The organism is Taibaiella chishuiensis (genome assembly GCF_003014535.1).
Lineage (GTDB): Bacteria > Bacteroidota > Bacteroidia > Chitinophagales > Chitinophagaceae > Taibaiella > Taibaiella chishuiensis.
The window spans coordinates 525,207-550,808 of sequence record NZ_PYGD01000001.1 but is presented as its reverse complement, the minus strand read 5'-3'; the positions used below and the strand labels follow the sequence as shown (position 1 = coordinate 550,808).

20 protein-coding genes are annotated in these 25,602 nt (G+C 51.3%); 11 read left to right on the top strand and 9 right to left on the bottom strand.

Features of this window, described 5'->3' with window-relative positions:
* Positions 1–16 precede the first annotated feature (16 nt).
* The 3 genes from B0I18_RS02305 to B0I18_RS02295 are packed head-to-tail and all read right to left on the bottom strand — an operon-like array spanning position 17 to position 3,093.
* On the bottom strand, positions 17–865 hold the full coding sequence (locus tag B0I18_RS02305) for a TIGR02452 family protein (RefSeq protein ID WP_181358303.1): 849 nt from the start codon (positions 863–865) through the stop codon (positions 17–19).
* A 60-nt stretch (positions 866–925) separates the two neighbouring features.
* On the bottom strand, positions 926–2,407 hold the full coding sequence (locus B0I18_RS02300) for a nicotinate phosphoribosyltransferase (RefSeq protein ID WP_219905896.1): 1,482 nt from the start codon (positions 2,405–2,407) through the stop codon (positions 926–928).
* Positions 2,407–3,093 (bottom strand): NUDIX hydrolase, encoded by a 687-nt coding sequence (locus tag B0I18_RS02295; protein ID WP_106521024.1) that lies wholly within the window; start codon positions 3,091–3,093, stop codon positions 2,407–2,409. The genes B0I18_RS02300 and B0I18_RS02295 overlap by 1 nt, the downstream gene beginning before the upstream one ends.
* Before the next feature lie 242 nt (positions 3,094–3,335).
* On the opposite strand from B0I18_RS02295, the gene B0I18_RS02290 reads away from it, so the two are divergent.
* Together B0I18_RS02290 and B0I18_RS02285 are read left to right on the top strand one after the other, a co-directional pair.
* Positions 3,336–4,028, top strand: a complete 693-nt coding sequence (locus B0I18_RS02290; RefSeq protein ID WP_106521023.1) for an autotransporter domain-containing protein — start codon at positions 3,336–3,338, stop codon at positions 4,026–4,028.
* 141 nt (positions 4,029–4,169) lie between these two features.
* Positions 4,170–5,426: a DEAD/DEAH box helicase gene (locus tag B0I18_RS02285; protein WP_245882031.1), complete on the top strand. Its 1,257-nt coding sequence runs from the start codon at positions 4,170–4,172 to the stop codon at positions 5,424–5,426.
* Positions 5,427–5,466: 40 nt separating this feature from the next.
* Here the strand turns inward: B0I18_RS02285 and B0I18_RS02280 are convergent, their stop codons facing one another.
* Positions 5,467–6,105, bottom strand: a complete 639-nt coding sequence (locus B0I18_RS02280; RefSeq protein WP_106521022.1) for a LuxR C-terminal-related transcriptional regulator — start codon at positions 6,103–6,105, stop codon at positions 5,467–5,469.
* Between the two features lie 466 nt (positions 6,106–6,571).
* Here B0I18_RS02280 and B0I18_RS02275 point away from each other — a divergent pair, with 466 nt between their 5' ends.
* Positions 6,572–8,554 carry an FG-GAP-like repeat-containing protein gene (locus B0I18_RS02275; protein ID WP_106521021.1) on the top strand — a complete coding sequence of 661 codons (1,983 nt, stop codon included), beginning with the start codon at positions 6,572–6,574 and terminating at the stop codon, positions 8,552–8,554.
* 85 nt (positions 8,555–8,639) lie between these two features.
* Here the strand turns inward: B0I18_RS02275 and B0I18_RS02270 are convergent, their stop codons facing one another.
* Positions 8,640–9,299 (bottom strand): response regulator transcription factor, encoded by a 660-nt coding sequence (locus tag B0I18_RS02270; protein WP_106521020.1) that lies wholly within the window; start codon positions 9,297–9,299, stop codon positions 8,640–8,642.
* 514 nt (positions 9,300–9,813) lie between these two features.
* On the opposite strand from B0I18_RS02270, the gene B0I18_RS02265 reads away from it, so the two are divergent.
* Positions 9,814–11,910, top strand: a complete 2,097-nt coding sequence (locus tag B0I18_RS02265) for a hypothetical protein (protein WP_146146630.1) — start codon at positions 9,814–9,816, stop codon at positions 11,908–11,910.
* 67 nt (positions 11,911–11,977) lie between these two features.
* A complete protein-coding gene (locus B0I18_RS02260; RefSeq protein WP_106521018.1) occupies positions 11,978–13,132 on the top strand; it encodes a T9SS type A sorting domain-containing protein in 1,155 nt (384 codons plus the stop codon).
* A 154-nt stretch (positions 13,133–13,286) separates the two neighbouring features.
* Here the strand turns inward: B0I18_RS02260 and B0I18_RS02255 are convergent, their stop codons facing one another.
* Complete coding sequence (locus B0I18_RS02255) at positions 13,287–14,615, bottom strand: DEAD/DEAH box helicase (protein ID WP_106521017.1); 1,329 nt, start codon at positions 14,613–14,615, stop codon at positions 13,287–13,289.
* Positions 14,616–14,847: 232 nt separating this feature from the next.
* Here B0I18_RS02255 and B0I18_RS02250 point away from each other — a divergent pair, with 232 nt between their 5' ends.
* The 6 genes from B0I18_RS02250 to B0I18_RS02225 all read left to right on the top strand — a co-directional run bounded on the left by B0I18_RS02250 (position 14,848) and on the right by B0I18_RS02225 (position 22,625).
* A complete protein-coding gene (locus B0I18_RS02250; protein ID WP_106521016.1) occupies positions 14,848–15,600 on the top strand; it encodes an NYN domain-containing protein in 753 nt (250 codons plus the stop codon).
* A gap of 186 nt (positions 15,601–15,786) precedes the next feature.
* Positions 15,787–16,107: a hypothetical protein gene (locus B0I18_RS02245; protein ID WP_146146629.1), complete on the top strand. Its 321-nt coding sequence runs from the start codon at positions 15,787–15,789 to the stop codon at positions 16,105–16,107.
* Positions 16,108–16,205: 98 nt separating this feature from the next.
* A complete protein-coding gene (gene pheS / locus B0I18_RS02240; protein WP_106521014.1) occupies positions 16,206–17,234 on the top strand; it encodes a phenylalanine--tRNA ligase subunit alpha in 1,029 nt (342 codons plus the stop codon).
* A gap of 122 nt (positions 17,235–17,356) precedes the next feature.
* The gene (locus B0I18_RS02235; protein WP_106522025.1) at positions 17,357–18,337 is read left to right on the top strand and encodes an NAD-dependent epimerase/dehydratase family protein; all 981 of its coding nucleotides are present in this window, start codon (positions 17,357–17,359) and stop codon (positions 18,335–18,337) included.
* A gap of 139 nt (positions 18,338–18,476) precedes the next feature.
* Positions 18,477–21,362, top strand: coding sequence for a M16 family metallopeptidase (locus tag B0I18_RS02230; protein WP_106521013.1), 2,886 nt, complete (start codon positions 18,477–18,479; stop codon positions 21,360–21,362).
* A 96-nt stretch (positions 21,363–21,458) separates the two neighbouring features.
* On the top strand, positions 21,459–22,625 hold the full coding sequence (locus tag B0I18_RS02225) for a proline dehydrogenase family protein (RefSeq protein ID WP_106521012.1): 1,167 nt from the start codon (positions 21,459–21,461) through the stop codon (positions 22,623–22,625).
* A 67-nt stretch (positions 22,626–22,692) separates the two neighbouring features.
* Here the strand turns inward: B0I18_RS02225 and B0I18_RS02220 are convergent, their stop codons facing one another.
* The 3 genes from B0I18_RS02220 to B0I18_RS02210 form a co-directional block, all read right to left on the bottom strand.
* Positions 22,693–23,199, bottom strand: a complete 507-nt coding sequence (locus B0I18_RS02220; protein ID WP_106521011.1) for a GNAT family N-acetyltransferase — start codon at positions 23,197–23,199, stop codon at positions 22,693–22,695.
* A 119-nt stretch (positions 23,200–23,318) separates the two neighbouring features.
* A complete protein-coding gene (locus tag B0I18_RS02215; protein WP_106521010.1) occupies positions 23,319–24,653 on the bottom strand; it encodes a dihydroorotase in 1,335 nt (444 codons plus the stop codon).
* Positions 24,654–24,739: 86 nt separating this feature from the next.
* Positions 24,740–25,558 carry a porin family protein gene (locus B0I18_RS02210; RefSeq protein WP_106521009.1) on the bottom strand — a complete coding sequence of 273 codons (819 nt, stop codon included), beginning with the start codon at positions 25,556–25,558 and terminating at the stop codon, positions 24,740–24,742.
* Positions 25,559–25,602 lie beyond the last annotated feature (44 nt).

Here is a 25,602-nt window from a genome sequence, read left to right as displayed (position 1 = left end):
GGGCCTGTGGGGCCGTTTACTGCGGGTAATCGAATGCTTGTTTAAACGCGGTGCTGTTAGGGCTGTCGGCAGCGCCATGTATAGCAAACACCACACTTTTGAAACAGGTGCTGTACTTGCCGCCCGGCTTCAGGAAGGAGGCGAAATGGGCCGCGATATCGCGGGGATCGTTTTTAAACACCCCGCAACCCCAGGCGCCCAGCACTACATGTTCTATGCCATGGTATACAAAAAGGCTCAATACCTTATCCATCCTGCGCAGCATGGTTTCGCGGGCAAAGGCCAGCTCCGCCGGGTTGTTCTGCTGCATAGCGCCGATATTGATCGCCGGGCTGGTCACGAACGATAAGCGGTAGGGCTGCGTAAGCAAGGCGCCGTTATCATCGCGGAACACAGGTACCCCGGGACTATAGATCATATGATCGGCATAGAGGTAGGTAGACCTGGCGCGGTTGTAGGTGTACATTTCAAAATGCTTCATCAGCGTAGGGTACAGCGCCGACGATAAAGCCAGGCTCTCCTCCTGGGCCTGTGCGCCCCCGAGAAAACCGCCCCCCGGATTTTTCGCCGAAGCGAAATTGAGACAACCGGTCGGTGCTCCTGTTGCGGCCATTTTTGCGGCGGCTTCCAATGCGCCTGTATTGCGGACCGCGATCTCTGTTTTAAAAGTAAGGTCTGCGGCTTTGGTCTTTACCTGCTCCAGCACGGTTCCGAAGGCATCTTCGCGGTAATAAAGGGTATCCTCCAGGGCTTTGTCGATATCTGCCTGCAGGTCGATGCGCCTGCCTCCCGGGGCCTGGTAATAGCCCTGTTCTATGATGCGGAGTGTTTCTTGTGCTGCCTCCGCTCTTTTATTCCTGTTCACAATTTTGTTTTTTTATGTTGCTCTTGCGGCAACCGTTTTCTATTTGTTTTATAGAGTAGCTTATTCCAGCTGCGCCGTAAGGCGCGCGCGGATCTCCGCCAGTGTATGGTCTATCGTTATCTTACCGTCTTTAAATACGGTTTTCAGTTCACCCTGCGCTTCTTCTTCCCAGCTGCATTCGTCTTTCAGTTCCAGTTTGCCGGTGTTGGGGTTCCGGTATACCTGCATCAAACCTTTGGCTGATTTTTTGGTGCCATCGTCGGTTTTAGGATCTTTAAAAATGGCACGGCCCACACCGTTTACTTCACCATAGGTCGCTTTCATGGCAAAACCGAAGGTGTCGCGGGTTACATATTCATAGGTATAAGAGCCGATACCGAGCACTACGTTATAACTGGCGAAACCTTTACGTTTTAGGCCTTCGAGTATGGCCTCCTGTCGTTCGGTGGTAATGCTGTCGCCGTAAATAAGGCCAATATGGCTGTCGAGCAGCTTATATCCTTTTTCGGTAATGGCGCCGCCAAAGGTTTCCCACATACAGGTTATAGCGCCTTTGTATTCGGGGCTGCCGGGTATGGCATCCTCGTCGCCTACAATGATCTTAACCGGGTCGCCGCTGTCCGGACGGATCACCACCTTGCCCTCGCGGGCCAGTATGGTCTCCTTCAAAGCAGGCAGGAAGTCGGTGATCACCTGCCAGAAATCCCAGGTATCGCTTACGATAGACACGATGCCTTTGGGATAAACCTCCGTGATCAGTCTTTCGAAAGTGCCCAGTTCATCGTCCTGCGTACCCATACACATTACGCTATGCTCGGTAGCGGCTACGGAACCGCCTACCAGCTCCTGCGCGCAATCGGCATGGTAGTAAGTCTCCAGGAAGTCGATGGCCGGTATGGTATCGGTGCCCGCAAAAGACAAAAGGTGGCCGGCGCCGCTCATTACCGCATCTTCTATCCCGCTCATGCCCCGGAAGGAGAAGTCGTGTCCCTGCCAGGGTATAAAACTGCGATCGTCGCCTACGGTTTCGGCTGCATACCGGGTAAAGGTGCGCAGGTACTGGAAGGCCGTAGTGGCTGAGGTGCAGGGTTTCCAGGTAATAGCGCTCAACAGGGTTTCCAGCATATTGGTGAGCCAGAAAAACTCGGGGAGCGTATTCTTGATCGTGAACACCGGCACCCTTACCGGCACCAGCGTGCCTTCGGGCAGGGCTTTGATCTCCAGCGGCAGGTAGCCGAGGTCGTGCAGCGCGGCGATATGATCGTAAGTGATCGCATCTTTACCGAGATAGTTATCGATACGGCGGGCATAGGCTTCCAGTACAGCCGCTTTGGGCTGGCTGAAAAAATGCTCGTCGAACTGGCGTACCAGGTACTCCTTGATAAAATACTGGAGGCCGAAGAAGACAATCTCCTGTATGGCCTCGTTGCGTGACTTACGCGGTGTCAGGTTAGCGTACACCAGCGTAGTACCGGCAGGGTATTGAAACTTATGACCGACTTTATAGCCGTCTTTCAGCAGAATAGGTGTTATCGTTTTCATCAGGAAGGAATATGAAGTTGAAAATTGTTTTGTTTCAGTTGTTTGTTGAAACGGTACAGGTCGGGATGGCGGTTTTTAAGGCCTTCGCGTTTGGTACCGGTTGCGATAATGTATTCCGAGTCCAGGATCTTGCGGCGAAAGTTGCGCCGGTCGATGCTTATACCCAATATGCATTCATACAGTTCATGCAGTTCGGTCATGGTAAAGGTTTCGTCGAGCAGTTCAAAGCCCACCGGATAATACAGGATTTTTGACTTGAGTCTTTGCAAGGCCTGTCCGAATATCTGGTCATGATCAAAGCCGAGTTGCGGTACAGTATCTACCGGGAACCACTGCACATCGTTGGCCATATTACCGGCTACAACCTCGAACCTTTGCGGGTTGACCAGGGCGTAATGGGCTACCGAGATCACCCTGCCCCGCGGGTCGCGCCCGGGTTCGTCGAAGCTGTACAACTGCTCCAGGTATATATTTTCGAGGCCGGTCTTGGTTTTCATGATCCGGTTACATACCTGCAGCAGGCACTCCTCGATCTGCAGGAAGCCCCCGGGCAAGGTCCAGCTGTTCTTAAAGGGCTCTTCCTTCCGGTTCAGCAGGAGTACAGACAGCTTTCGGTCGTGGTAACCGAACACCACCAGGTCGACAGCCAGCGAAGGGTTTTTATAACTATGAAATGCTTTGCTCATTTTTTCTACTTTGCGTAATTATGACACAAAGTAAAAACAAAAAACCGGTTACTCCCAAATCCGGGACCTGATTTTAACAAAAAACTATCGGGAGTGATGTGGATTTGCTCCTTTTCCAGGTGCATAATGGCAAGAAAGACAGGAAAATGGCGGTAAGTAAAAAAAATGGCCGGCAATAAAAAAACAGGAACAGGCGTTTTTCAAGCGACCCCTATTTTTGAAAAATTATAAACCCTCATTTTATGCAAAAAAAACTTTTTGTACTGGGCCTCAGCATGTGTGCCCTGCAGGCCTTTGCCCGCGATGGTTTCTATGTTGCGCCCTCGGTAGGCGCCGGTATCAGCAATGTAAAACAGGATTTATTTAAATTAGATCCCAACGGCGGTTTAAAAACGTCGGCGATATTCAACTACAACGCTCAATTGGGTATTGGGTACAGGTATGGCCGCTGGCGCCTGGAAACGGGTCTGCAGTATACCCTTACGGGGTACAAGTATAAAGACCTGGTGATTGTGAATAACTATCCGAACACAGCAAACGGGGAATCAGAAACCCGGTATGGGCACTTGTCTATCCCGTTAACAGTAGCCTATACGATACCGCTGGGCTCGCGTTGGAGCTTTTCGCCCCAGGCAGGTGCTTTGCTGAGTTTTAATACCGGCACCCGTTATAGTGCCGATTTTCCCGGCGTTTTAAAAATCGATAGCACCTGGACATCAGATAAGTTTAAGAAAGAAAGGCAGGCTACTTCCGTATGGGGGCGTGTGGCGCTGCAAGCGGGTTACAAGGCAGGCGAACGGGTTACCCTATTTGCCGGTCCCTCGATGCAATATATGTTCTCCAATTTCATGAAAACGCCGGCCAATGCCCCTTACAAGGCTTCTGAGCGGTCTTATTTCATCAATATGGACCTGGGCGCCCGGATCAGCCTGTAACCGTCGTTTGGGCATGCGACAGGCGGGCCCGGCGGCCTTATCCGGGGTTTGCGACCAGGTAAAGCGGGCCGGATAGAAATAGTTTCGTTGCAAACATGTAGTTTTGCATATAGCTATTCATTTAATAAATACAACCCGACTTTGACATTCGATGATTTTAAACTGGATTACGATGTGCTTGATGGCATAGAGGCTATGGGCTATCGTAATCCTACTCCTATACAACAGCAGGCTATCCCCATTATTATGGACGGTAAGGACCTGATCGCCTGCGCCCAGACGGGCACGGGTAAAACCGCCGCCTTTGTGCTGCCCTTGCTCGACAAGATCGTGAACATGCCTGCAGAAGGCATCAATACCCTGATCCTCGTGCCTACGCGCGAACTGGCCATACAGATCGATCAGCAGATCGAAGCGATGAGCTATTATATCGATGTAAAATCGATAGCGGTATATGGCGGAGGAAGCGGTATAAGCTGGACCCAGCAGAAACAGGCGCTTTCGACCGGCACCGATATTATTATCGCCACCCCGGGCCGCCTGATCGCCCAAATGCAGATGGGAGGCCTCGACTTTTCGAAGCTGAAGCACCTGGTGCTCGACGAGGCGGACCGTATGCTCGATATGGGCTTCTACGACGACCTGCTGCGCATTGTAAGCGCTTTGCCGGTAAAACGGCAAACACTGTGCTTTAGCGCGACCATGCCGCCCAAGATCAGGGCGCTTACCGCCAAACTGATGGTCGACCCCGAACAGATCAGCATTGCCATATCCAAACCCGCGACCGGTATTACCCAGCAGGCCTATATGGCGCACGACGAGCAGAAACATAAACTGGTACTGCACCTGCTGAAACCCGGAACCTATAAATCGGTGATCATCTTCTCCTCCAGCAAGGACAAAGTAAAACGCGTGGAAGCAGAATTGCGCCGGGCAAAGATCAATGCAAAAGCCTTCCACTCCGATCTGAAACAGGAAGAGCGCGAAGAGCTGCTGCAACAGTTCCGCAACCAGAAGGTAACCGTATTGGTAGGTACCGACGTGCTTTCGCGGGGTATCGATATCGATGGCATCGACCTGGTGATCAATTACGATGTGCCGCCGGATCCTGAAGATTACGTACACCGCATAGGACGTACCGCAAGGGCCGAACGTATGGGGACAGCGATAACATTTATCAGCGATAAAGACCAGCGCCGCTTTGCCTCGATCGAGAAACTGATCGACCGTAGCATCGATAAGCTGCCCTTGCCGGAAGGTTACGGCCCTGCACCGGAGTATGACCCCAACCGGCGTGGAGGCGGTCATGGCCACGGACATGGTGATAAAAAGAAAAAATGGAAAGGGAATAACGGGCAAAAGAAATCAAAGCCCAAACCTAAACCCAAAACAGAATAAATAAAAACGGGGCCCGCGGGCCCCGTTTTTATTTATTGTATTAATACCGGGCCGGCAATACGTACAGTCCGTGTTGTATAGCGTAAATAATCAGGTCGATGGTGCGCGAGACTTTAAGTTTTTTCATAAGGTTGCGTTGGTAATACTGCACCGTATTGGGGCTAAGCCCCATTTTGTAGCCGATCTCCTTAATGGTTTGCCCGGTACAGATCTCGCGCAGTACTTCTTTTTCGCGCCGCGACAGGTGGTGCACTACCTGGTCTTCATGGATCATATTATTCATCAGCATGGTGCGCAGCTTGCGGCTGATATACCGTTTCCCGTCCTGTACTTCGTAAATGCCCTGCATCAGTTCGTCCACGTTCGTGTCTTTCGATATATAACCATTAGCGCCGGTACGTATGGCCTGCCTTACCGTCTGCATATCCGTAATGGCAGAAAGGATGATAATGTGTATTTTTTGTTTAAAGCTGCCGCGTATTTCGTCGATGATCCGGAAGGCGCCCTGGTTGTGCGTATTCATGTCACAGATCACCATATCGATATTAAACGTGGCTACATCATCGATACAGGAACTGGTACTGCCGATATGTACAGAGGTAACATCGTCGCATTGCAGCAACAGTTTTTTCAAGCCTTCCGAAAATAATTCCTGGCTGTCGATTAATAAGATGTTCATTCGTGCGTCGGTTTTTTAAGCGTCATTTCTGTCGGGCCTATCGGGTTTACAATTGCCCTGTTCAAATAAAACTTTGCGGAGCGGAAAAATATTTAATATGAGGATTAATAAGCTCATTATCAATTAAAGGAACATACTGTATTCGCTTCTTCATCTCCATTATGTAAATATCCGCCGGTTTACCGCTAATGTCGCTGTTTTTACCTTGATAAAATATGTGTATAGCTGTAAGGTTAGCAGTAAAACGGATAGTTTTTGTATTGATTAACAGAAAGAAAAATTAACGCGAGATATGTATTAAGCATAGCTGTAATCCTTTCCTGTGGCCCATCTTCGTTATACCGGTATTTTCGTGGTAAAAATGATACATCAAAATTGGTGGGTTTTATGAGTAAAATGAGGTAGGCATAAAATATGGTTGAAGGATAGCTTTGCGGGCCTCAACATCTCTCAAACCAGTTGACTCATGAACGAAATAAATTTACCCGTTAAAAGCCTTCGTAAAATCTGCCTGTCTGCCGGCTTATATGCCGCAATCACTGCAATCGGCGTTACAGCCGCAACAGCACAGCCCTGGCAGGCAGCCTCGGTAAACCCATTCGCTTGCGTAGATGTTGGTAACGATGCACAGATGGCATTGGCAGATCTCGATAACGATGGCGACCTCGACCTGGCTTCCGGTTCCAAATGCAACAATTTCTTTTACTACCGGAATACAGGAACAGCAACCAGCCCGGCTTATGTAAACCGTACCGGTTCCAACAATCCCTTTAACGGGTTGAGCAGGAGTTATGGCTCGGTAGCCTTTATCGATTGGGATAACGACGGCGATCTCGATATGGTGTCGGGCGATGCCAACGGGCGCTTGTATTACTACCGCAACACAGGGTCGGCTGCTGTACCGCAGTTTAGCGCAGCCCCTACCCCCAATGTCTTCAGCAACCTCGGCGACCTGGGCACGCATTCCAATGTGGCTTTTGCCGATTGGGACAACGACGGTAATACCGACATGTTTGTCGTATTGAGTAACGGAACGATCAAGTACTTCCGCAACAACGGCAACAATACCGGCTTTACGCAAAAAACAGGATCCGATAATCCCTTCAGCGCAGGTTATTCGGGTTGCTATGGCGCACTTGCCTTTGCCGATATAGACGGCGATGGCGACCTGGATGCCGTACTCGGCAATGAAAGCGGTAGCGGCAACGGAAAGAACTACGTGGTATACTACGAAAGAACGGGCGCTAATACCGTGGTGAAGAGAAGCACATCGACCACCAATCCTTTCTACAATGTACACCCCGGCAATTGTTCGGGCGATGCGCATCCGGCTTTTGCCGATGTGGATGGCGACGGCGACCTGGACCTGGTCGTAGGCGCCGGTAACGGCAGGGTATACCTGTACACCAACTGCGCAGTAGCGCCTAATGCCACGAACATTACCGCCACTACCGCCTTCCAGACACCGAAGACCATCAATGTTGCGGCCTCGGCTACAGCGGGCGCTACCGGCAATACCAATGCGCTTGATCCTAAGTCGGTAGTTGTGGTAGCCCAGCCAGCACATGGTACGGCCACTGTAGATCCTGCAACGGGCATTGTTACTTACACACCGGCCGATGGTTTTTCCGGCAACGACGTATTTACTTATACCATTGCCAACAAAGCCGGTACACGCTCTGCCGTTAAGACCATAACCATGACGGTGGGACAACCGGTAAAAGTAAGCCTGAAAGCCTTCCTGCGTGGCGCATTCAATGGTACACGGCATAAAGATGTAACGAACGACTGGGCCAATGTGCTGAAAGCAAAAGCCCTGAACCAGCCTTACAGCGGCGCTCCGTTCAACTATAACGGTACAGAGTCGGTTACGGCTGCAACCTTTACCGTTACCTCGGGCGACAATGACGTGGTGGATTGGGTATTGCTGGAACTGAAAAAAACCGATGGTACCCTGGTAAGCCGTACTGCTGCACTGATCCTGGAAAACGGCGATATCGTAAACATTGATAAATCGGCGCAGGTATCGCTTAAAGCCGCACCGGGCAATTATCACCTTACCATCCGTCATCGCAACCACCTTGGACTGAGCACAGAACCGGTTTCCTTTAACGCGGGCAACAATGCCTTCGACTTTACCACGGCCAGCGACGCAGCCCTGTATGGCAACAGCAGCGCTTTTGCGACCTTAAATGGTAAGAAATGCCTGATTGCCGGTAACGCCAACAGCAATGGCAATGTGCGCTACAACGGCCAGGGCAACGACCGCGATGCGATACTGGCTTACCTGTCCTTTAACGAGGTAGGCTTCGTGTCCGGCGTTTACACACCAAACGATGTCAACCTCGACGGCACGGTGCGTTACAATGGTATGCGCAACGACCGCGACTTCCTGCTGGAAATGCTGAACTTCAACGAGATCGGGTTTATACAGGAGCAGGCAAAATAACCTGCTGCAAAAAAACATATAAGATAAGGGGCCGCGTTATACAACGCGGCCCCTTATCTTATATATATATTAGGTATGACTCCCGTTAAAGCGTGTCGTAAATATTGACGATTTTGTTTTTAATGGCATAGATTACCAGGCCGATCATATTCTTGACCTCCATTTTTTCAATAATCTTTTTGCGATGGAAGTCGACCGTCTTCTCACTGATAAACAGGATTGCGCCGATCTCCCTGGCAGTCTTTTCCTTACAGATCAGTTTGATGATATCGAGCTCTCTTTTGGAAAACACCGAGGTATTGATGAGGCTGCGTACTTCGGGGTTGCCCCTTGCAAACCGGTTTACGAGGATTTCTACCGCCCCCTTGCAAAAGTATTCTTCGTTGCGCAGTACCTGTTGTACGGCTGCCAGGATCTGGTCGTTATCATCCGATTTAAATAGCAATCCTTTCACGCCGGCATTGATCATATCGATTACCTGGTCTTCCATGGTAAAGTTGGATAAGGCGATGATCCTGACCTGGTCGCTGTGCGCCAGGATCTGGCGCGTCACTTTTATACCGTCCAGTTTAGACAGCTGCATATCCAGTATTACCAGGTCGGGAGATAGCTTTTTAGCCAGATCTACAGCTTCGGCTCCGTTCCCGGCTTCTGCCAGTACGTTATATTCCGGGACCTGGGAAAGGAGGTGTTTCAACCCTAACCGGAAAATAGGATGGTGATCGACAACTAAAATATTTACCATTTTATACGCTTATCTGATACATCTATGCTTTTGTAAATGTATAAAGTCTATATTTTTTATCTATAATAACCCTCCCCGCAATTGATATCCCCTATTGCATCTACTGCAAAAATAAATAAAAAATAAAAAGGAAATTATAAATAAAACATCAAAAGTATTTGTAATACATATTTAATTATTATATTGTTATAATGTATTGTTCTTTCATAATAATCATGATGTAAATATAGGAGTTTTTGACCAAACTAGTAAATCTACTAAATTTTTTTAGTAGATCACATATTCTACATATAGCGAATTTGGCGTCTCTTTGCAGGATAATGCGGAAGCTATGGAAATTCATGAATAATTCCCTGAAAATTGAAATGTGAATTATATATGAATTTTCTCCGTTAAATGTATGTAACGGATCATAACCAATTTTTCTTCATCACAAAAAAGAAACCAAATGAATGCAAAAAAATTACACTTTCCAGCATGGAAAAGATCCCTTTGCCTGATAACAGGGGGATTGATGTTGTCTATGGGAGCGGGCGCCCAGACAACAAAAAACTATGCGACCACTGCCGTTGCGCATAGTACCGCAGGCTTGGGTTCCTATAATGTGCCGGACTACCTCAATGCTTCTGATGGCAACGAGAGCACCAGCGCTACCCTGGAGTCCACCACTGCAGTGGCCGGTCTTTTTCCTACCCACTCTTTTGTAGAGATTGGCTTTGGCGCCAATGTGCCTGCCGGATCTATGATCTATATCCCGGTACAGGACAATTCGAGCACCGGTATCCTGAATACCTTGCTGAGCGGCAGCATCGGTAATATTCTTTCCTCCCTGCTCAGCGACCAGAGCTTTATCGTGGACGTAAAGAAAGCCAATGGCAACATCGTGGCTTCCTACAATACAACGGCCAGCCAGACCAAGTCATTTTCCGGCGGCGATTTTAATATCGTAAGGGACGCGAACAACCAGCTGTACATCACCTTTATTCCCAATGCCGGTGCAGATATCCGCAGTGTGCGGGTGAATGCGCGTACGGGAGGCCTGGTGGGTGCATCCTACACACTGAAGGTACAGGACGCCTATTACCTGAGCGGCCCGGCCACACCATGTTCCGTAACACAAACCACTGCTTTTGATGCGACCGGCGCTACCCTGTCGCTGCTGACGGCCAATGGTAACCCGGTACAGAACCCCCAGTTCGCTATCGATGCCGATACGACTAACTTCTCTACCTTCGGTTACGGTGTTGCCAATGTAAACGTTGGCGCCACTTATATCCAGGACATCTATTTCTCCAACTTATCCAGCCCGGGCGACCAGGTAAAGATCAAGTTCCGCGTGCCGCCGGCCCTGCTGAACGTGTCGCTGTTGCAGAATATCAATATCCGCGCTTATAAAGGCAATATACAGGTGTTCAGCGGCGATCTGAATTCGCTGTTGTCTGTAGACCTGCTGGGCCTGCTGTCTGCAAGCCTCAACAATAACCTGCCTGGCGAGGTACCTATCTCTGTCGGCGACAATACCGTACAGTTCGACAGGATCCGTGTTTCCATGACCCAGTTGCTGAACCTGAATGCCTCACAGCTGCTGCAGCTGTACAGCGTTAAGCGGGTACCCGCACCACCAACGGTTGCCGCTGCCGCAATCTCCAGCTGCCCGGGCACCGGTCTGCAACTGGCGGTAACCAACCCGGCCGGCGATCTTACCTATACCTGGTACAACAGCAATAACACGGTAGCCGGAACCGGTACCACCCTCAACGTTGTTGCCCCGGCTAATGGCCTAACCAATAACTATACGGTTGCTGCTTCAAGGTGTACCGACCTGTTCTCTGCTCCTTCCAAAGTTGCCGTAAGCGCAGTTGCGGGTTCCTGTGTAGCCGTTGCCCCGGTTGCTTTCCTGGCAGGCGCTTACAGCACTTCGCTGAGCCGTCATAAAGATGTGACCAATGACTGGGCTACCCTGTTGCAGGTAAATGCAACCAACCAGCCTTATAACGTAGCGCCGTTTAACTACACCGGTACCGAGTCTGTTGCGCTGTCCGTATTTACCAATACGGCTGGTACCGACGATATCCTGGATTGGGTACTGCTGGAGCTGAAAGACAGCACCGGTAACCTGGTAGATCGCCATGTGGCCTTCGTGCTGGAAAACGGTAACATTGTGAACCTCGATAAAACCGCGGGTATTGCTTTTAAAGCAAATGCCGGCCGTTACCACCTGACGGTACGTCACCGCAACCACCTGGGATTGAGCACCGAACTGATGACCTTCGTTCCCGGTTCCAACGGCTTCAATTTCGGAAGCGCTACCGATGCCACCCTGTATGGAACAGCTGCGGCGTTTACCGTTATTGGCGGCAAAGTGTGCCTGATCGGTGGTAATGCCAACGGCAATGGCAATATAAGGTACAACAGTACCGCTAACGATCGCGATGCGATCCTGGCCTTCCTGGGCTTTGCCGAAACCGGCATTACGTACAACGTTTATACTCCTGCCGATGTAAACCTCGACGGTGTAGTGCGTTACAATGGCCGCAACAACGACCGCGACTTCCTGCTGGAGGCGCTGAACTTTAACGAAACCGGGTTTACCGCCGAGCAAATTAAATAATACCTAACCGGGAGGACCACAGTCTTCCCGGTTGTACACCATACTCATAAAGTTGAAAATATTAATTATGAAAAAGATTTTCTTATCTATTACTGCTTTCCTGGCTGCTCAGGCCGCCCTGTTTGCGCAAAATGTACAGGCAACCCTGACCCCGGCCACATCCGGTCAGAACTATCAGGCAGTTATCCGTCTTAAAAACAGCACCGGTGGCGCCATTACCGGTAATATCTCCAGTTTTACCGTTGGTATCCGTATTCCCGACCAGGGCGCAAATAACCCGACGCTCGATATCAGCGGTCTGAACGGCGCAACTGCAGGCGGTCCTACCAGCAATATCGCACCAGCCGTGGTACTCGGCGGTTATGCTTACTACCTCGTAGCGCCTAACTTCAATAACTCTCCTTTCGCGATGACCATTAACCAGGAGAAAGACTTACTGGGCCTGGCCTTCCACGGTACAAGCGGTACCACTGCCATTATCCCATCCGTAGAGATGATCACCTTCCAGGGAGGTAACCCTCCGGGCGCACCTGCTATTCCTAACTACCAGATGGAATACTATGTATTTATCAGCGGCGATAAAACAGAAATCAACAGCTCTTTCTATGCTTCGGCTTCTTCTGTAGGTCTGAACAACGCCACTAACCCTAAAGTAGTAGGTCTTAACTCCGTGCCACTGTCCGTAAGTTGGTTGTCGTTCACTGCAGAAAAAGCAGGCGATCATGCGCTGCTGAACTGGGCTACAGCAAACGAAACCAACAATGCCGGCTTCGAAGTAGAACGCAGCGCCGACGGTAAAACCTTCAGCAAGATCGGTTTTGTAAATACCCTGGCCGTTGCGGGTAACAGCAACGAAAAACTGGCGTATAGCTTTACCGACAGCAAACCGCTGAACGGTGATAACCACTACCGCCTGAAACAAACCGACCGCGATGGAAAAGCAAGCTATAGCAAAACCACCCGTGTAAGCTTCGGCGGCGGCGTTACTACAAGCGTAGCGCTTTATCCTAATCCGGTTAGCGGCGCAACCGTGCGTGTAAAAGGGAATAACATCAGCAATGTTGCCGTGTATAATATGGCCGGTCAGCAGATCGCAGTACCGGTAACTTATGGTGTTACTGAAAACGTACTCAACGCTTCAGGCCTGGCCTCCGGCAGCTACACGATCCGTGTACAGGCAGAAGGTATGGTGAGCAACCACAAACTGGTAGTGCAGCATTAATACAGCATACGTACCCAGACCAAACGAAGGGCAAGAGATTTTTTCTTTTGCCCTTCCTTTATAGATCAGGCCGGGCAATACCGCCCGGTTACAACAAAGCAGCAGGCTCCCTGGGGGGCCTGCTGCTTTGTTTTGGAATATCGTTCGTTATGTTTTACTTGGCTACTTCTATTTTCACTTTTTTGCCTTTGATCCTTTCTTCTTTGACCAGCTGTAACATATGACTGACTTTGGTTTTGCGCACCGCTACAAAAGAGAAGAAATCCTTGACCTCGATCAGGCCGATATCTTCCTGTTTCAGTTCGCCTTTGGCGGACAGGAAACCGACAATATCGATTTTGTTGACCTTATTCTTTTTGCCCAGGGGAATGTACAAGGTGCTCCACTTGGGTTTTTCCGGGATCTCGTAAGGGCCTTCGAGTTTGATCTCCTCTACAGGTTCCGTAATATAGGCCGGAAGCCGCTCTTCGGCAGAGAGGATGAGGATGGCGGTACCGCTGGCGTCCATACGCGCAGTACGGCCGTTGCGGTGGGTATACACATCTTCGCCCAGGGGCAGGTGGTAATGGATAATATAACGGATGTTGGGAATGTCGAGGCCGCGTGCCGCCAGGTCGGTAGTAACCAGCAGGTTGCTGGTGCCGTTGCGGAACTTGCACAGGGCGCTGTCACGGTCGCGCTGCTCCATAGCGCCATGGTAAAACTCGGACAGGATACCCTTGGCGCGCAGCAGCTCGTGGGTGCGCTCTACCGATTCGCGGTGATTGCAGAACACGATGGTGGACCGGTTGCCCAGGTAACAGATCAGCTGGAACAAGGTATCGAGTTTGTCCTTATTGCCCGATAATACTTTTTTGATCGCAAGACCATTGTCCGATTCGTTGGCTTCATCCAGGAAATTGAGCTCCGCAACACTTTGCAGTCCTACGAATTCCGGTACCTCTACAGCCTCGGTAGCAGAGGTAAGGATGCGTTTTTCCAGCGCGGGCAGGGCTTCTATAATTTCCGAAACCTCGCCGGTAAAGCCCAGTTCCAGCGATTTGTCAAATTCGTCGAGCACCAGGGTACGGATATGACCGGTTTTGATATTGCCCCTGCGGATGTGGTCGGCCAGCCGGCCGGGTGTACCCACGATCACGGCCGGGGGCTGGATCAGGTTGTTCTCTTCAATTTCTCTTTTATGACCGCCATAACAGCAGGTAATTTTAAAGCCGGTGCCCATTTGTTTGAACACTTTCTCGATCTGCATGGCCAGTTCGCGCGAAGGCACGATGATCAGTGCCTGGCTGTCGCGGCTTTCGGGATCGAGGCGGCTCAGCATGGGCAGCAGAAAGGCCAGGGTCTTGCCCGAGCCGGTTGCCGATAGCAGCATGACATCGTTATGCTGCTCGTTGGCGGCAACAGAGGCCTGTTGCATCTCGTTCAGGGCTTCTATATTCAGGTTGGCCAGTATCTGTTCGACCGTGTAGTTTTTTGTCTGCATCGGCGCAAAATTACGAAAGTTTGTGCTGCATTGGGTTTTTAACCTCAGGGCCTTTCTGCATACCGCATGGAAAACTGCGGCATAGCCTGTCTGGTCCGGCAAAACGGACCCCGGAAAGCGCTACCGGGACCGGGAATTCCGGGAGCCCCCGGCAGGCTTACCCGCTATGTGCATTTTTCTTTTCTTATATTTGTGACACCAGGACCCCGCAACCGGTCTCTGATGCAATCTTATGGATGCTAATAATGAACTCAAACTTGCCGTGCTGATCGACGCAGACAATGTGCCCTCCTCCAATGTAAAGGGCATGCTGGAGGAGATCGCCAAATACGGCACCCCCACCTTTAAAAGGATTTACGGCGACTTTACCAAGCCCAACCTGGCCGGCTGGAAAAGTGTGCTGCAGGCGCATGCCATTACCCCAATCCAGCAGTATGGGTATACCACGGGTAAAAATGCGACCGACTCGGCACTTATTATCGATGCCATGGACATCCTGTATACCGGTAATGTAGATGGCTTCTGCATTATATCGAGCGACAGCGACTTTACCCGCCTGGCTACCCGCCTGCGTGAAGCCGGCAAAAAAGTATTTGGCCTGGGTGAAAAGAAGACGCCCGCCGCTTTTATTGCCGCCTGTAATAAATTTATATACCTCGAAATCCTGCAGAAAGAAGCCCGCGAACCCGCAGCCCCGGTACGGGTAACCAAGAAAAAGCTGAAAAAGGAAGACCCGGTAGCTACCCAGCGAAAAACCCTGGAACAGCTGATTACCAATAGTGTAAATGATCTTGCGGAAGAAGATGGCTGGGTATTTCTCGGTGTGCTGGGCAACCTTATCCTTAAAAAGCAACCCGATTTCGACCCGCGTAACTTCGGGTTTAAAAAGCTGCTGGACCTGATTAAAAGTATGCCCGCCCTCGAGATCGAAGAGCGGCATACGGGCAAAAACAATACCGCTCATTTTTATGTGCGTACCAAGTAGCCTTATTTACAAAAATGATAATCCGTAATATTGTGAACCTAAAAACGATTTAAGCCGGCAGGCAGCTCCGGCCCTCTACCGGCGCGCCTGGTGTAAAAAAAATTCCACACTTTTTTTAAACAAAACAGGTCGTGAGTTATTATTTAAACAGCGACCACTTACCGGCTGCATTAGAATTTAAGGCGTATGATACCGCGAGATCAGAAATATATGTACGAATGGGAATCCAGGAGAAGTAAAGGAAAATGGAAACATATATTGCTTACAGCAGTCATATGGGGCACCCTGCTACCTGTTATCATTACAAGTTTCTACCTGGCCAGGAATGGCGAACTATCCTTCGGTAACCTGTTCCAGGTAATATTTGACGACGAATTCCTGCTTACCTGGCTCAAATACTTTGGAGGCGCATTCCTGTTTGCCCTTGTTATGTGGCATCTTGCCAAAAGGAAATACGAAAGCCTGAGGAACCGGCAAAAATCCGACGGATCCAATATGGCCCATTAGCAGGCCTTTTGCCACGATTATACCGGGTTGATCCTGTATTTCTTCCCCTCATAATTCCGTTTTCATCTGTGCCGGAGGTCGCTTATCTTTGCAACCTTATGGAATCGTTGAAAGCGCGCATCGAGACGCTCACCCAGGAAATTAAAAGTATTGTGCCTGCCAATGCAGAAGAGCTAGAAGCCTACCGTATCCGCTTTCTGGGTACTAAAGGCCTGGTGCGTGATGTATTTGGCGGTATGAAAGATGTGCCGGCTGAACAGAAAAAAGAAGCCGGGCAACTGCTCAATGCCTTCAAACAATTGGCCGAAGCGCATTACGAAAGCTTTAGCCACCTGCAACAAGGCAATGCCGGGAATGCATCGTTTGCCGACTTTTCGCTGCCCGGCGCCGATATCGCTTTAGGCACGCGGCACCCGCTGCGGATCGTCGAAAATAAGATCGTCGAAATATTCGAACGCCTGGGCTTCGCCGTTGCCGAAGGTCCGGAAATAGAAGACGACTGGCACAACTTTACTTCGCTCAATATGCCGGAAGACCATACGGCGCGCGACATGCAGGATACCTTTTATGTAGCGCAAAACCCCGATTGGCTGCTGCGTACCCATACCTCTTCGGTACAGGCCCGCGTGCTGGAAGAAGGCAAACTGCCGGTACGGGTAATATGCCCGGGCCGCGTGTACCGCAATGAAACCATCAGTGCGCGTGCTCACTGCTTTTTCCACCAGTGCGAAGGATTATATATCGATGAAAATGTTTCTTTCGCCGACCTCAAACAAACCCTTTATGCGTTTGTAACCGAGATGTTCGGACCGGATATCCGCGTGCGGTTCCGTCCTTCTTACTTCCCCTTTACCGAACCCAGCGCCGAAATGGATATCAGCTGTACCGTATGTGGTGGCAGCGGTTGCAGCCTCTGCAAACATACCGGCTGGGTAGAGATACTGGGCTGCGGTATGGTACACCCCGATCTGCTGCGCAACTTTAACATAGATCCTGAAAAATACAGTGGATTTGCCTTTGGTATGGGTGTGGAGCGTATTACGCAGATCCGTTACCAGGTAAACGATCTTCGTTTATATTCCCAGAACGACGTTCGCTTCCTGCGGCAGTTTACAACCAATACTTAAGTGTATGTCCCGGGATGACCGATACCTCGGCCCGGGACATTTTCTTTAACCATACGGATTCCATCATTCATAGCGCAGCGGATGCCCTGCATCTGTCCCGCATAAAAATTCAGATTCTTCCTTTGATACTTGTAACGGGAGCCAGCGGATTTCTTGGTCAGCATTTGCTGCAGGCATTGGCCGGGCAGCCCTTGCCTGTAATTGCCCTGTACAACAGCCGCCGGCCCGAAGGTCCTGCTTCGCCGGGCCTTACCTGGAAGCAATGCGACCTGCTCGACATCTTCTCGGTAGCAGCTGCCATGGAAGGTATCACGCAGGTGTATCATTGCGCGGCCATCGTATCCTTCGACCCGCGTAAAAAAGAAGACATGATACAGGCCAATGTGGAGGGCACGGCCAACCTGGTGAATGCAGCGCTGGAAGCCGGTGTGGAAAAGCTGGTCCACGTAAGCTCCATAGCCGCACTGGGCCGTACCGCCGAGGCGCTTGCCGCCGGCATTAATGAAGACACCCATTGGGAAGAGAGTAAGGATAACTCGGCCTATGCCGAAAGTAAGTTCCGCTCCGAGATGGAGGTATGGCGAGCCATGGCTGAAGGACTGAACGCCGCGATCGTAAACCCCGCCATCATCCTCGGCGAAGGCGACTGGGACAGTGGTTCGGCCAACCTGATGCAGATCGTGTACAAAGAATTTCCCTGGTATACCGACGGCGTAAATGCCTGGGTAGATGTAAAGGACGTAGTGGCCGCCATGATCGCGATCATGAGCAGCGACATCAGCGACGAGCGTTATATCATAAGCGCCGGCAACTTTGCCTATAAAGAAGTATTTACGGCCATGGCCCATGCCTTAAACCGCAAGCCGCCCTACAAGCACGCCTCCCCCTGGATGACCGAAATCGTATGGCGGATGGAAGTGCTCAAAAGCCGCATAGCCAAGCGGCAGGTTACCATCAGTAAGGAATCGGCGCGCACCGCCCAGACCCGTTGTTACTACAGCAACGAGAAACTGCTGCGCGACTTCCCGGGCTTTACCTATCATACGCTGCAGGATACCGTAAGCCGTATGGCCGCAGCTTTTCTCCGCGACCGGCAGGCATAGGACCGCTGCGCCGGTACTCCCCCGCCCCGGGGGATTTGTATCCCAACGACATACTACGTGCACCGGTTTCCCCGTATGCTAAGCCGGTAAACCATGCTAATTCGCTATTTTCATCAAAATATTATAATCCATATCGTTTATGTTGAAACGCAGGTTTTCAATAATCGTCCTGGCGGCCCTGTTGACCGTGGCTCCCGGGCGCAATTCGGCACTTTATGCCCAGGATGCCGGCAAGATGCAGGAGGCAGTGCCGGTAGATGCTAAAGTAATAACCGGTAAACTGGCCAATGGCCTTACCTACTACATCCGGCCGAACAGCAAGCCGGAAAAAAAGGCCGAACTGCGCCTGGTGCTTAACGCAGGCTCTATTCTCGAAAACGACGACCAGCAGGGATTGGCCCACTTTATGGAGCATATGGAGTTTAACGGCACCCGCAATTATCCTAAAAATAAACTCATCGATTTCCTGCAGTCTATCGGTGTGGCATTCGGGGCCGACCTGAATGCCTCTACGGGTTTCGACGAAACCATTTATATCCTGCCCATACCTACCGACAAGACCGGTAACCTGGAGCACGGTTTCCAGATACTCGAAGACTGGGCGCATAACGCATTGATCACCGAAGCGGATATCAACGGCGAACGTAATGTGGTGCTGGAAGAGTTGCGGGCCCGGGGCAAAAATGCCCAGGAACGCATGCAGAAAAAATACCTGCCCCAACTACTCGCCGGTTCGCGTTATGCCGACAGGCTTCCTGCCGGTAAAGAAGAGATACTGAAGACCTTTAAACCGGAAACCATACGCAGCTTTTACCGCGACTGGTACCGGCCCGACCTGATGGCCGTGATCGTAGTGGGCGATGTGAACGTGGCGGAGGCCAAAGCCCAGATCGAAAAACACTTTGCCGCTATTAAAAACCCGGCACAACCGCGGGAACGCAAACAGTTCGAAGTACAACCCTATACCAAAGCCTCGGCGATGGTGGTAACCGATAAGGAGGCCACCAGCTCCCGCTTCCAGCTGGTATTCCCGGCACGTAAAGAACCCGGGCACAAAACCCTGGGCGACTACCGCCAGATGCTCGTACGCAACTTGTTTATAACTGCGCTTAACCGCAGGTACCAGGAGCTTACCCAAAATGCAAATCCGCCATTTGGCGGGGCAGGCGTCTATATCGGCGGCGAAGCGCGCGGCTACGAAAACCTGAACCTGGTGGCTATCCCAACCAATAGCATGCAGACTGCGATTACGGCTGCGGTGGCCGAACTGGTAAAGGCGGGTCGCTACGGCTTTAATAACCAGGAACTGGAGATCGGTAAAAATAATATGCTGAGCGGCGCCGAAAAGGCGTTTAACGAACGGAATACCACGGCCTCTTCCGACCTGGTAGAGGAATATATCGCCAATTTCCTGACCGGCGAGCCTATACCCGGTATCGAAAACGAGTACAACTATTGCAAACAACTGCTGCCCGGCATTACAGTAGCCGAGGTAAATGCCGAAGCCGGCGCCTGGCTTGGCAAAGCGGCCCTGGAGCATTACTTTGCCCTGATCACCGCGCCCGATAATGCTGAGACGCAGGTGCCTTCCGACAAGGAATTGCTAGAGCATGTAAATGCCGCCCTGGACCAGGAAGTAAGCGCCAATGCCGAAAAAACAATCCTGAAAGACCTGCTGGAAAAAGCGCCGGCGCCGGGTAAGATCGTTTCCGAAACCAGCGATAAGGAACTGGGCGCAACAACCTATACCCTGAGCAATGGGGTAAAGGTTACTGTAAAGCCCACCGATTTTAAAACCGACGAAATCATATTGACGGCCGTTAAAAAAGGAGGTACCAATAATTACGGACCCGCAGACCGGTCGAACGTAAACTTCCTGCCTGATGTAGTGGAGGCTATGGGGTACGGCAGGTTTACACCCACCGCTATATCCGACGCACTGGCCGGCAAGGCGGTAGGCTTGTTGCCCGCTATGAAGGACATCAGCACCGAATTGGCCGGATCGTCGACCGTAAAAGATTTCGAAAGCCTGCTGCAACTCGTCTACCTGCAGCTTACCGAGCCACGTCGCGACGAAGCGCTCTTCAGCGGTTTTGCCGCAACCATGAAAACCCGCCTGCAGTTTGCTGGCAGTAACCCGCAGCTGGCCTTTATCGATACCCTGGGCAAGGTGATGTACAACAACGATCCGCGCGCCCCGGTTATGATACCGACCGTGGCAGATATTGAGCAGATCAATATAGACCGCGTACTGGACATCTATAAACAGGAATTCAGTAATGCCGACGGTTTCCATTTCTTTATCGTGGGTAATGTAAAGGGCGATATCCGGCCACTGCTGGAGCAATACATAGCCAGCCTGCCGGTTAAAGGCACGCAGCCTGCATTTAAGGACAATGGCCTGCGCGAAATCAAAGGCAAAAACCGGTTCGCTTTTTACCGCGGACAGGAACAGAAAAGCCTGGTGCTCTCCTTTTACAGCGGCGAAATACCGTATAGCTATGATATGGCGCTGCGTACGGAACTGATCGGCGACCTGCTCTCCATTAAAGTGGACGAAGTGATGCGGGAAAAGCTGGGCCTGATCTATAGCGGCGGCTACAGCGGCGGCATGGACCAGTATCCTTATGCCCATTATTCCATCCAGGGCCAGTTTCCCTGCGGCCCCGAAAGCGTGGATGCAATACTGAAAGAGGCGGCCCGCGAAATAAACGAGCTTAAAAGCAAAGGACCTTCGCAGAAAGACCTGGATAAGGTAAAACTGGCGCAAACAGAAAAGCTAAAGGAAAAGCGGCAGGACAACAGTTACTGGGCTTCCCGCCTGGAGGGCATACTCTTCTGGAACCGCAGCAAAGAACGGTTCCTGAATGCGGAATCTGTAATAGCCGCGCAGACCGTGACGGCGATTAAAGAGGCCGCTACCCAACTGTTTGACCAGGGCAACCAACTGGATGCCATTTTATACCCGGCAAAGCCAACGGCCACGGGGCCGGCCCCGGCTAAGCGTCCGGCAGCAAAACCATAACAGGAAAAGTTCCGCCGCACCCGGCGGAACTTTCTTTTTTCGGTAAAAGAGCGGAATCCGCACTATCTTTGCCAACAATTTTTTTGCAACATTCCTATGGCATTGTCGTTCGATAATACAGAGATCGCTTTCCGCTACCGCGATAATAAAGAGCTGAAGCGCGCCCATTTTCTCTTTTCTTCCATGAGCTCCCCGTTCCTTTCAAAAACGGGTATGAAGTTTACCCAGCTGGCCATGAGCTGGGGCCTGCCCGTAAAGGGTATGATCAAAAAAACCATATTCAGCCAGTTTTGCGGCGGCGAAACGATAGAAGAGGCGGCCGGTACCGCAGCTGTACTGGGCAAATACAATGTAGGCGTAGCGCTCGACTATAGCGTGGAAGGCAAAGATGAAGAAGCCGAATTCGACCATGCCGTACCGGAATTTATCAAAGCGATCGAATACGCGGCCACGCAAAAAAATATACCATTCATTCCCATAAAAATTACCGGCTTTGCCCGTTTTGCCCTGCTGGAAAAAGTACATGCCCAAACGCCGCTGAGCGAAGCAGAGCAGGCCGAATGGAAACGGGTAGAACAGCGTATCGACAAGATATGCGGAACCGCCGCCCGTTGCCGCATCATGATCCTGGTAGACGCCGAAGAGAGCTGGATACAGCAACCTGTAGACGACCTGAGCGATACCATGATGGACAAATATAACCGCAACGCCATCGTGGTATTCAACACCTTCCAGATGTACCGCCACGACCGCCTCGCCTTCCTCAAACAATCCCACCAGCTGGCCCTCGAAAAAGGATATATACTGGGCGCTAAAATCGTAAGAGGCGCTTATATGGAAAAAGAGCGCAAACGTGCGGCAGAAATGGGTTACCCATCGCCTATACAACCCGATAAAGCAAGCACCGACCGCGATTACGACAGCGCCGCCGCTTACTGCATCGACCACCTCGACACCATTGCCCTGTTTATCGGTACGCATAACGAGGACAGCTGTTTTAAAGCCGCTGCCCTGATGCAGCAAAAAGGTATTGCACCGCAAAACGACCACTTGTATTTCTCCCAGCTTTTTGGCATGAGCGACAATATTACCTTTAACCTGGCCGATGCCGGTTTTCATGTTTCCAAATACCTGCCTTACGGTCCTGTTAAGGATGTGATCCCTTACCTGATGCGCCGCGCACAGGAAAATACTTCGGTAGCCGGGCAGACCGGCCGGGAACTGGGCCTGATCAAAAAAGAAATGAAAAGAAGAGGCTTATAGCCTGTAAAGATATACCGGTAACGGAATCGGGGACCCTGCCCAGGCAGCGGTCCTTTTTTTATTGTAATCACACGGGTATTTCGAACAGGCTGAGCGTAATGCCTGCATAATGGCTGGGCAGGCTGTCGGTAGCCTGTGGCGTGATACGGCCCAGGAAGTTAAAGCCGCATTGCGTGTAATAGTCGATAAGCTCCTGGTTGTCGCCCCAGGTATCCATGCGTATATATCGCAGGCCCCTGCCGGCACAAAAAACTTTGGCCCATGCAATGATCGACCGCACATAGTTATTGCCCTTAAAGCCGGGACGGGTAACGATACGGTGCAGGTACACCGCGGGATCGCTGCCCCGCTCGCCCCAGATAAACGGGTCTTCGAACGCTATGGCAAAGATGCAGGCAATATGCCCGTCTATCATAATTTTCCACTGGCGGCCCTCGGCGATCTCGCGGCTTATAAGTGCCGGGTCGAAGGGCTGCCAGTGCCGTTTGAATTTGGTCTTCTGGTAGGCAATGGCGCTGTCGTACAGCGCAAAGATCTGTGGCATATCGGCCGGGGTGCTGGGTATAAAATGCATGTGGTATCTCTTTGGGGTAATGGGCTGCTCTGGCCGGTAAACAACAAACCCGGAAACGGTTGCGGCAGGGAGCCGTAGCGTTTCCGGGAGGATACTTTATAAATTTAAGCGGGGGTCATTTAAGCCTTGAACTGCAGGCGCATACCGCGGTGGGCTTCGTTTACCCTGCCGTTTTCGAATACCACGGTACCGTTTACCAGGGTATGCGATATCGAGCCCGGCAATTGTTTGCCTTCCAGTGGCGACCAGCCGCATTTGTAAAGGATATTGCTCTTGTCTACCGTATAGATCTCCTGCGGTGCTACCAGCACGAGGTCGGCCCAATAACCTTCGCGGATATAACCGCGCTCTTCCAGGTTAAAACATTCGGCAGGTGCATGGCACATTTTTTCTACCACCTTTTCGATACTGATCCGGCCTTCCTGTACATAGTGCAGCATCATTTGCAGCGAGTGTTGTACCAGGGGCAGTCCCGATGGCGCCTCGGCAAAGGGTTTCAGCTTTTCTTCCCAGGTATGCGGGGCATGGTCCGTGGCAATAATATCGAGCCGGTCGTCGAGCAGGGCTTTCCATAAGGCCTCTTTGTGGTGCGGCGCTTTAATGGCCGGGTTGCATTTGATCAGGTTGCCCAGTTCGGCGTAGTCGTCGGCGGTAAAGTGCAGGTGGTGCACACATACCTCGCAGGTAATCCGCTTGTCTTTCAGGGGCAGCATATTGGTAAACAACTGCAGCTCTCTTTCCGTAGAGATATGGAGAATGTGCAGGCGGGTATCGTGTTGCTTGGCCAACTGTACCGCGGAGAAAGAAGATTCGAAACAGGCTTCTTCATTACGGATCAGCGGGTGGAAAGAAGCGTTGTCCGCATCGGGATACAGTTCCTTATTGGCTTTGATCACGCGTTCGTCTTCGCAATGCGTGGCGATCAGCATTTCGGTTTCCGAAAAAATCTTGTTGAGTGTAACATAGTTATCGACCAGCATATTGCCGGTGCTGCTGCCCATAAAGATCTTGATGCCACATACGTCTTTCTTCTTCGCATTGGTCTTTAACACCTCTTCCACGTTGTCGTTGGCTACGCCCATAAAGAACGAGTAGTTGGCTACCGAGGTAGCCGCTGCGCGGTCGTATTTCTGTTCCAGCAACTCCTGTGTAGTGGCCGGGGGATTGGTATTGGGCATTTCCATAAAGGAGGTAACGCCGCCTGCCACGGCTGCCATGGCTTCCGATCCTATGGTCGCTTTATGGGTAAGCCCGGGTTCGCGAAAGTGTACCTGGTCGTCGATAATACCGGGCAACAGCCATTTGCCGGTGGCATCGATCTCGGTAAAACTGCCTTCGGGATTGATCTGGCCGGCGATCTGCTCGATCCTGCCGTTACGGATGTAAACATCGGCATTCCATTTTCTGCCTTCGTTTACCAGTGTTGCATTCTTAATAAGTATGGGAGCTGACATAAATTAAAATGAGGGGATAAAAAAGATAAGCATACAAAAGTAACGCAATTTGCCCGGATCGCCGGGCCCCGGCTCTTGCCGGTTTATCAGGCTTTCTTCTTCCTGATGTTGTAGGCATACCCGGCCAGGATAGTAGCGCCGCCGATATTGTTTTTGCCATGCTCATCGCCCTTCTGGATATACAACAGGCCGTAGTTGCCGCCGCCCTCTACAAAGAACCGGCTGCGGCCCTTGTCGTACGAGATGCCGGCTGCACCCTGCAGGCCGAAGTTAAACTGGTGCAGGTCGCTGCGGGCGGCAATAGCGGTATCGATCGTGGTGCCGAAAAACTGGGCGACCAGCGATTGCGGTATTTCCTTGTTGCCGTCGCCATCGAAGTATACCCGCAGGTTATTGCTTTTTACGATCTGTTTGGCCGCCACCAGGTAGCCCGCATAGGGACCGGCCTGGGCAAACACCTTCAGCCTGCCCCGGAGTGCTACGGGGTAGCTGAACTTGAGCAGCAGCGGTACCTGCAGGTAATTGATCCGGGATACATTATTGAGCGTGGCATAGAGATAGTCCTTGTCGGTACCGAATACCTGCTGGAATACCGACAGGTACTCGGCTGGTATCGTCATGGGTTGTATGCCTCTGCGTTTGCCTCCCTGTGCGGCATAGTTTATTTCCGGCTGGAAGGAAAAATAACGCGATACGGGGATCTCGGCAAATGCCCCGAAATAAGGGCCCACGCGCGATTCGTAATTTTTATTCCAGTCATTCTGGCTCTCGCCGGCCCGCAGGCTGGGTATACTGATACCTCCCTTTACGCCGATAAACAGGTCTTTGTCCCTGGCCTGCAGCCGGGGCGTGGCACAGGCCAGGCCGGCCGTAAGCAGGCCGCATATAACGAAGTTGCGGTTCATGTGTATTGGTTTTTTCGCCTGCAAGGTAACGATTATTCGCGTGT

Coding starts and splice junctions, on each gene's coding strand:
- B0I18_RS02300 (WP_219905896.1), bottom strand. CDS start 2,407: ATGAAAACGATAACACCTATTCTGCTGAAAGACGGCTATAAAGTCGGT.
- B0I18_RS02295 (WP_106521024.1), bottom strand. CDS start 3,093: ATGAGCAAAGCATTTCATAGTTATAAAAACCCTTCGCTGGCTGTCGAC.
- B0I18_RS02290 (WP_106521023.1), top strand. CDS start 3,336: ATGCAAAAAAAACTTTTTGTACTGGGCCTCAGCATGTGTGCCCTGCAG.
- B0I18_RS02280 (WP_106521022.1), bottom strand. CDS start 6,105: ATGAACATCTTATTAATCGACAGCCAGGAATTATTTTCGGAAGGCTTG.
- B0I18_RS02275 (WP_106521021.1), top strand. CDS start 6,572: ATGAACGAAATAAATTTACCCGTTAAAAGCCTTCGTAAAATCTGCCTG.
- B0I18_RS02270 (WP_106521020.1), bottom strand. CDS start 9,299: ATGGTAAATATTTTAGTTGTCGATCACCATCCTATTTTCCGGTTAGGG.
- B0I18_RS02265 (WP_146146630.1), top strand. CDS start 9,814: ATGTTGTCTATGGGAGCGGGCGCCCAGACAACAAAAAACTATGCGACC.
- B0I18_RS02260 (WP_106521018.1), top strand. CDS start 11,978: ATGAAAAAGATTTTCTTATCTATTACTGCTTTCCTGGCTGCTCAGGCC.
- B0I18_RS02255 (WP_106521017.1), bottom strand. CDS start 14,615: ATGCAGACAAAAAACTACACGGTCGAACAGATACTGGCCAACCTGAAT.
- B0I18_RS02250 (WP_106521016.1), top strand. CDS start 14,848: ATGGATGCTAATAATGAACTCAAACTTGCCGTGCTGATCGACGCAGAC.
- B0I18_RS02245 (WP_146146629.1), top strand. CDS start 15,787: ATGATACCGCGAGATCAGAAATATATGTACGAATGGGAATCCAGGAGA.
- pheS (WP_106521014.1), top strand. CDS start 16,206: ATGGAATCGTTGAAAGCGCGCATCGAGACGCTCACCCAGGAAATTAAA.
- B0I18_RS02230 (WP_106521013.1), top strand. CDS start 18,477: ATGTTGAAACGCAGGTTTTCAATAATCGTCCTGGCGGCCCTGTTGACC.
- B0I18_RS02225 (WP_106521012.1), top strand. CDS start 21,459: ATGGCATTGTCGTTCGATAATACAGAGATCGCTTTCCGCTACCGCGAT.
- B0I18_RS02220 (WP_106521011.1), bottom strand. CDS start 23,199: ATGCATTTTATACCCAGCACCCCGGCCGATATGCCACAGATCTTTGCG.
- B0I18_RS02215 (WP_106521010.1), bottom strand. CDS start 24,653: ATGTCAGCTCCCATACTTATTAAGAATGCAACACTGGTAAACGAAGGC.
- B0I18_RS02210 (WP_106521009.1), bottom strand. CDS start 25,558: ATGAACCGCAACTTCGTTATATGCGGCCTGCTTACGGCCGGCCTGGCC.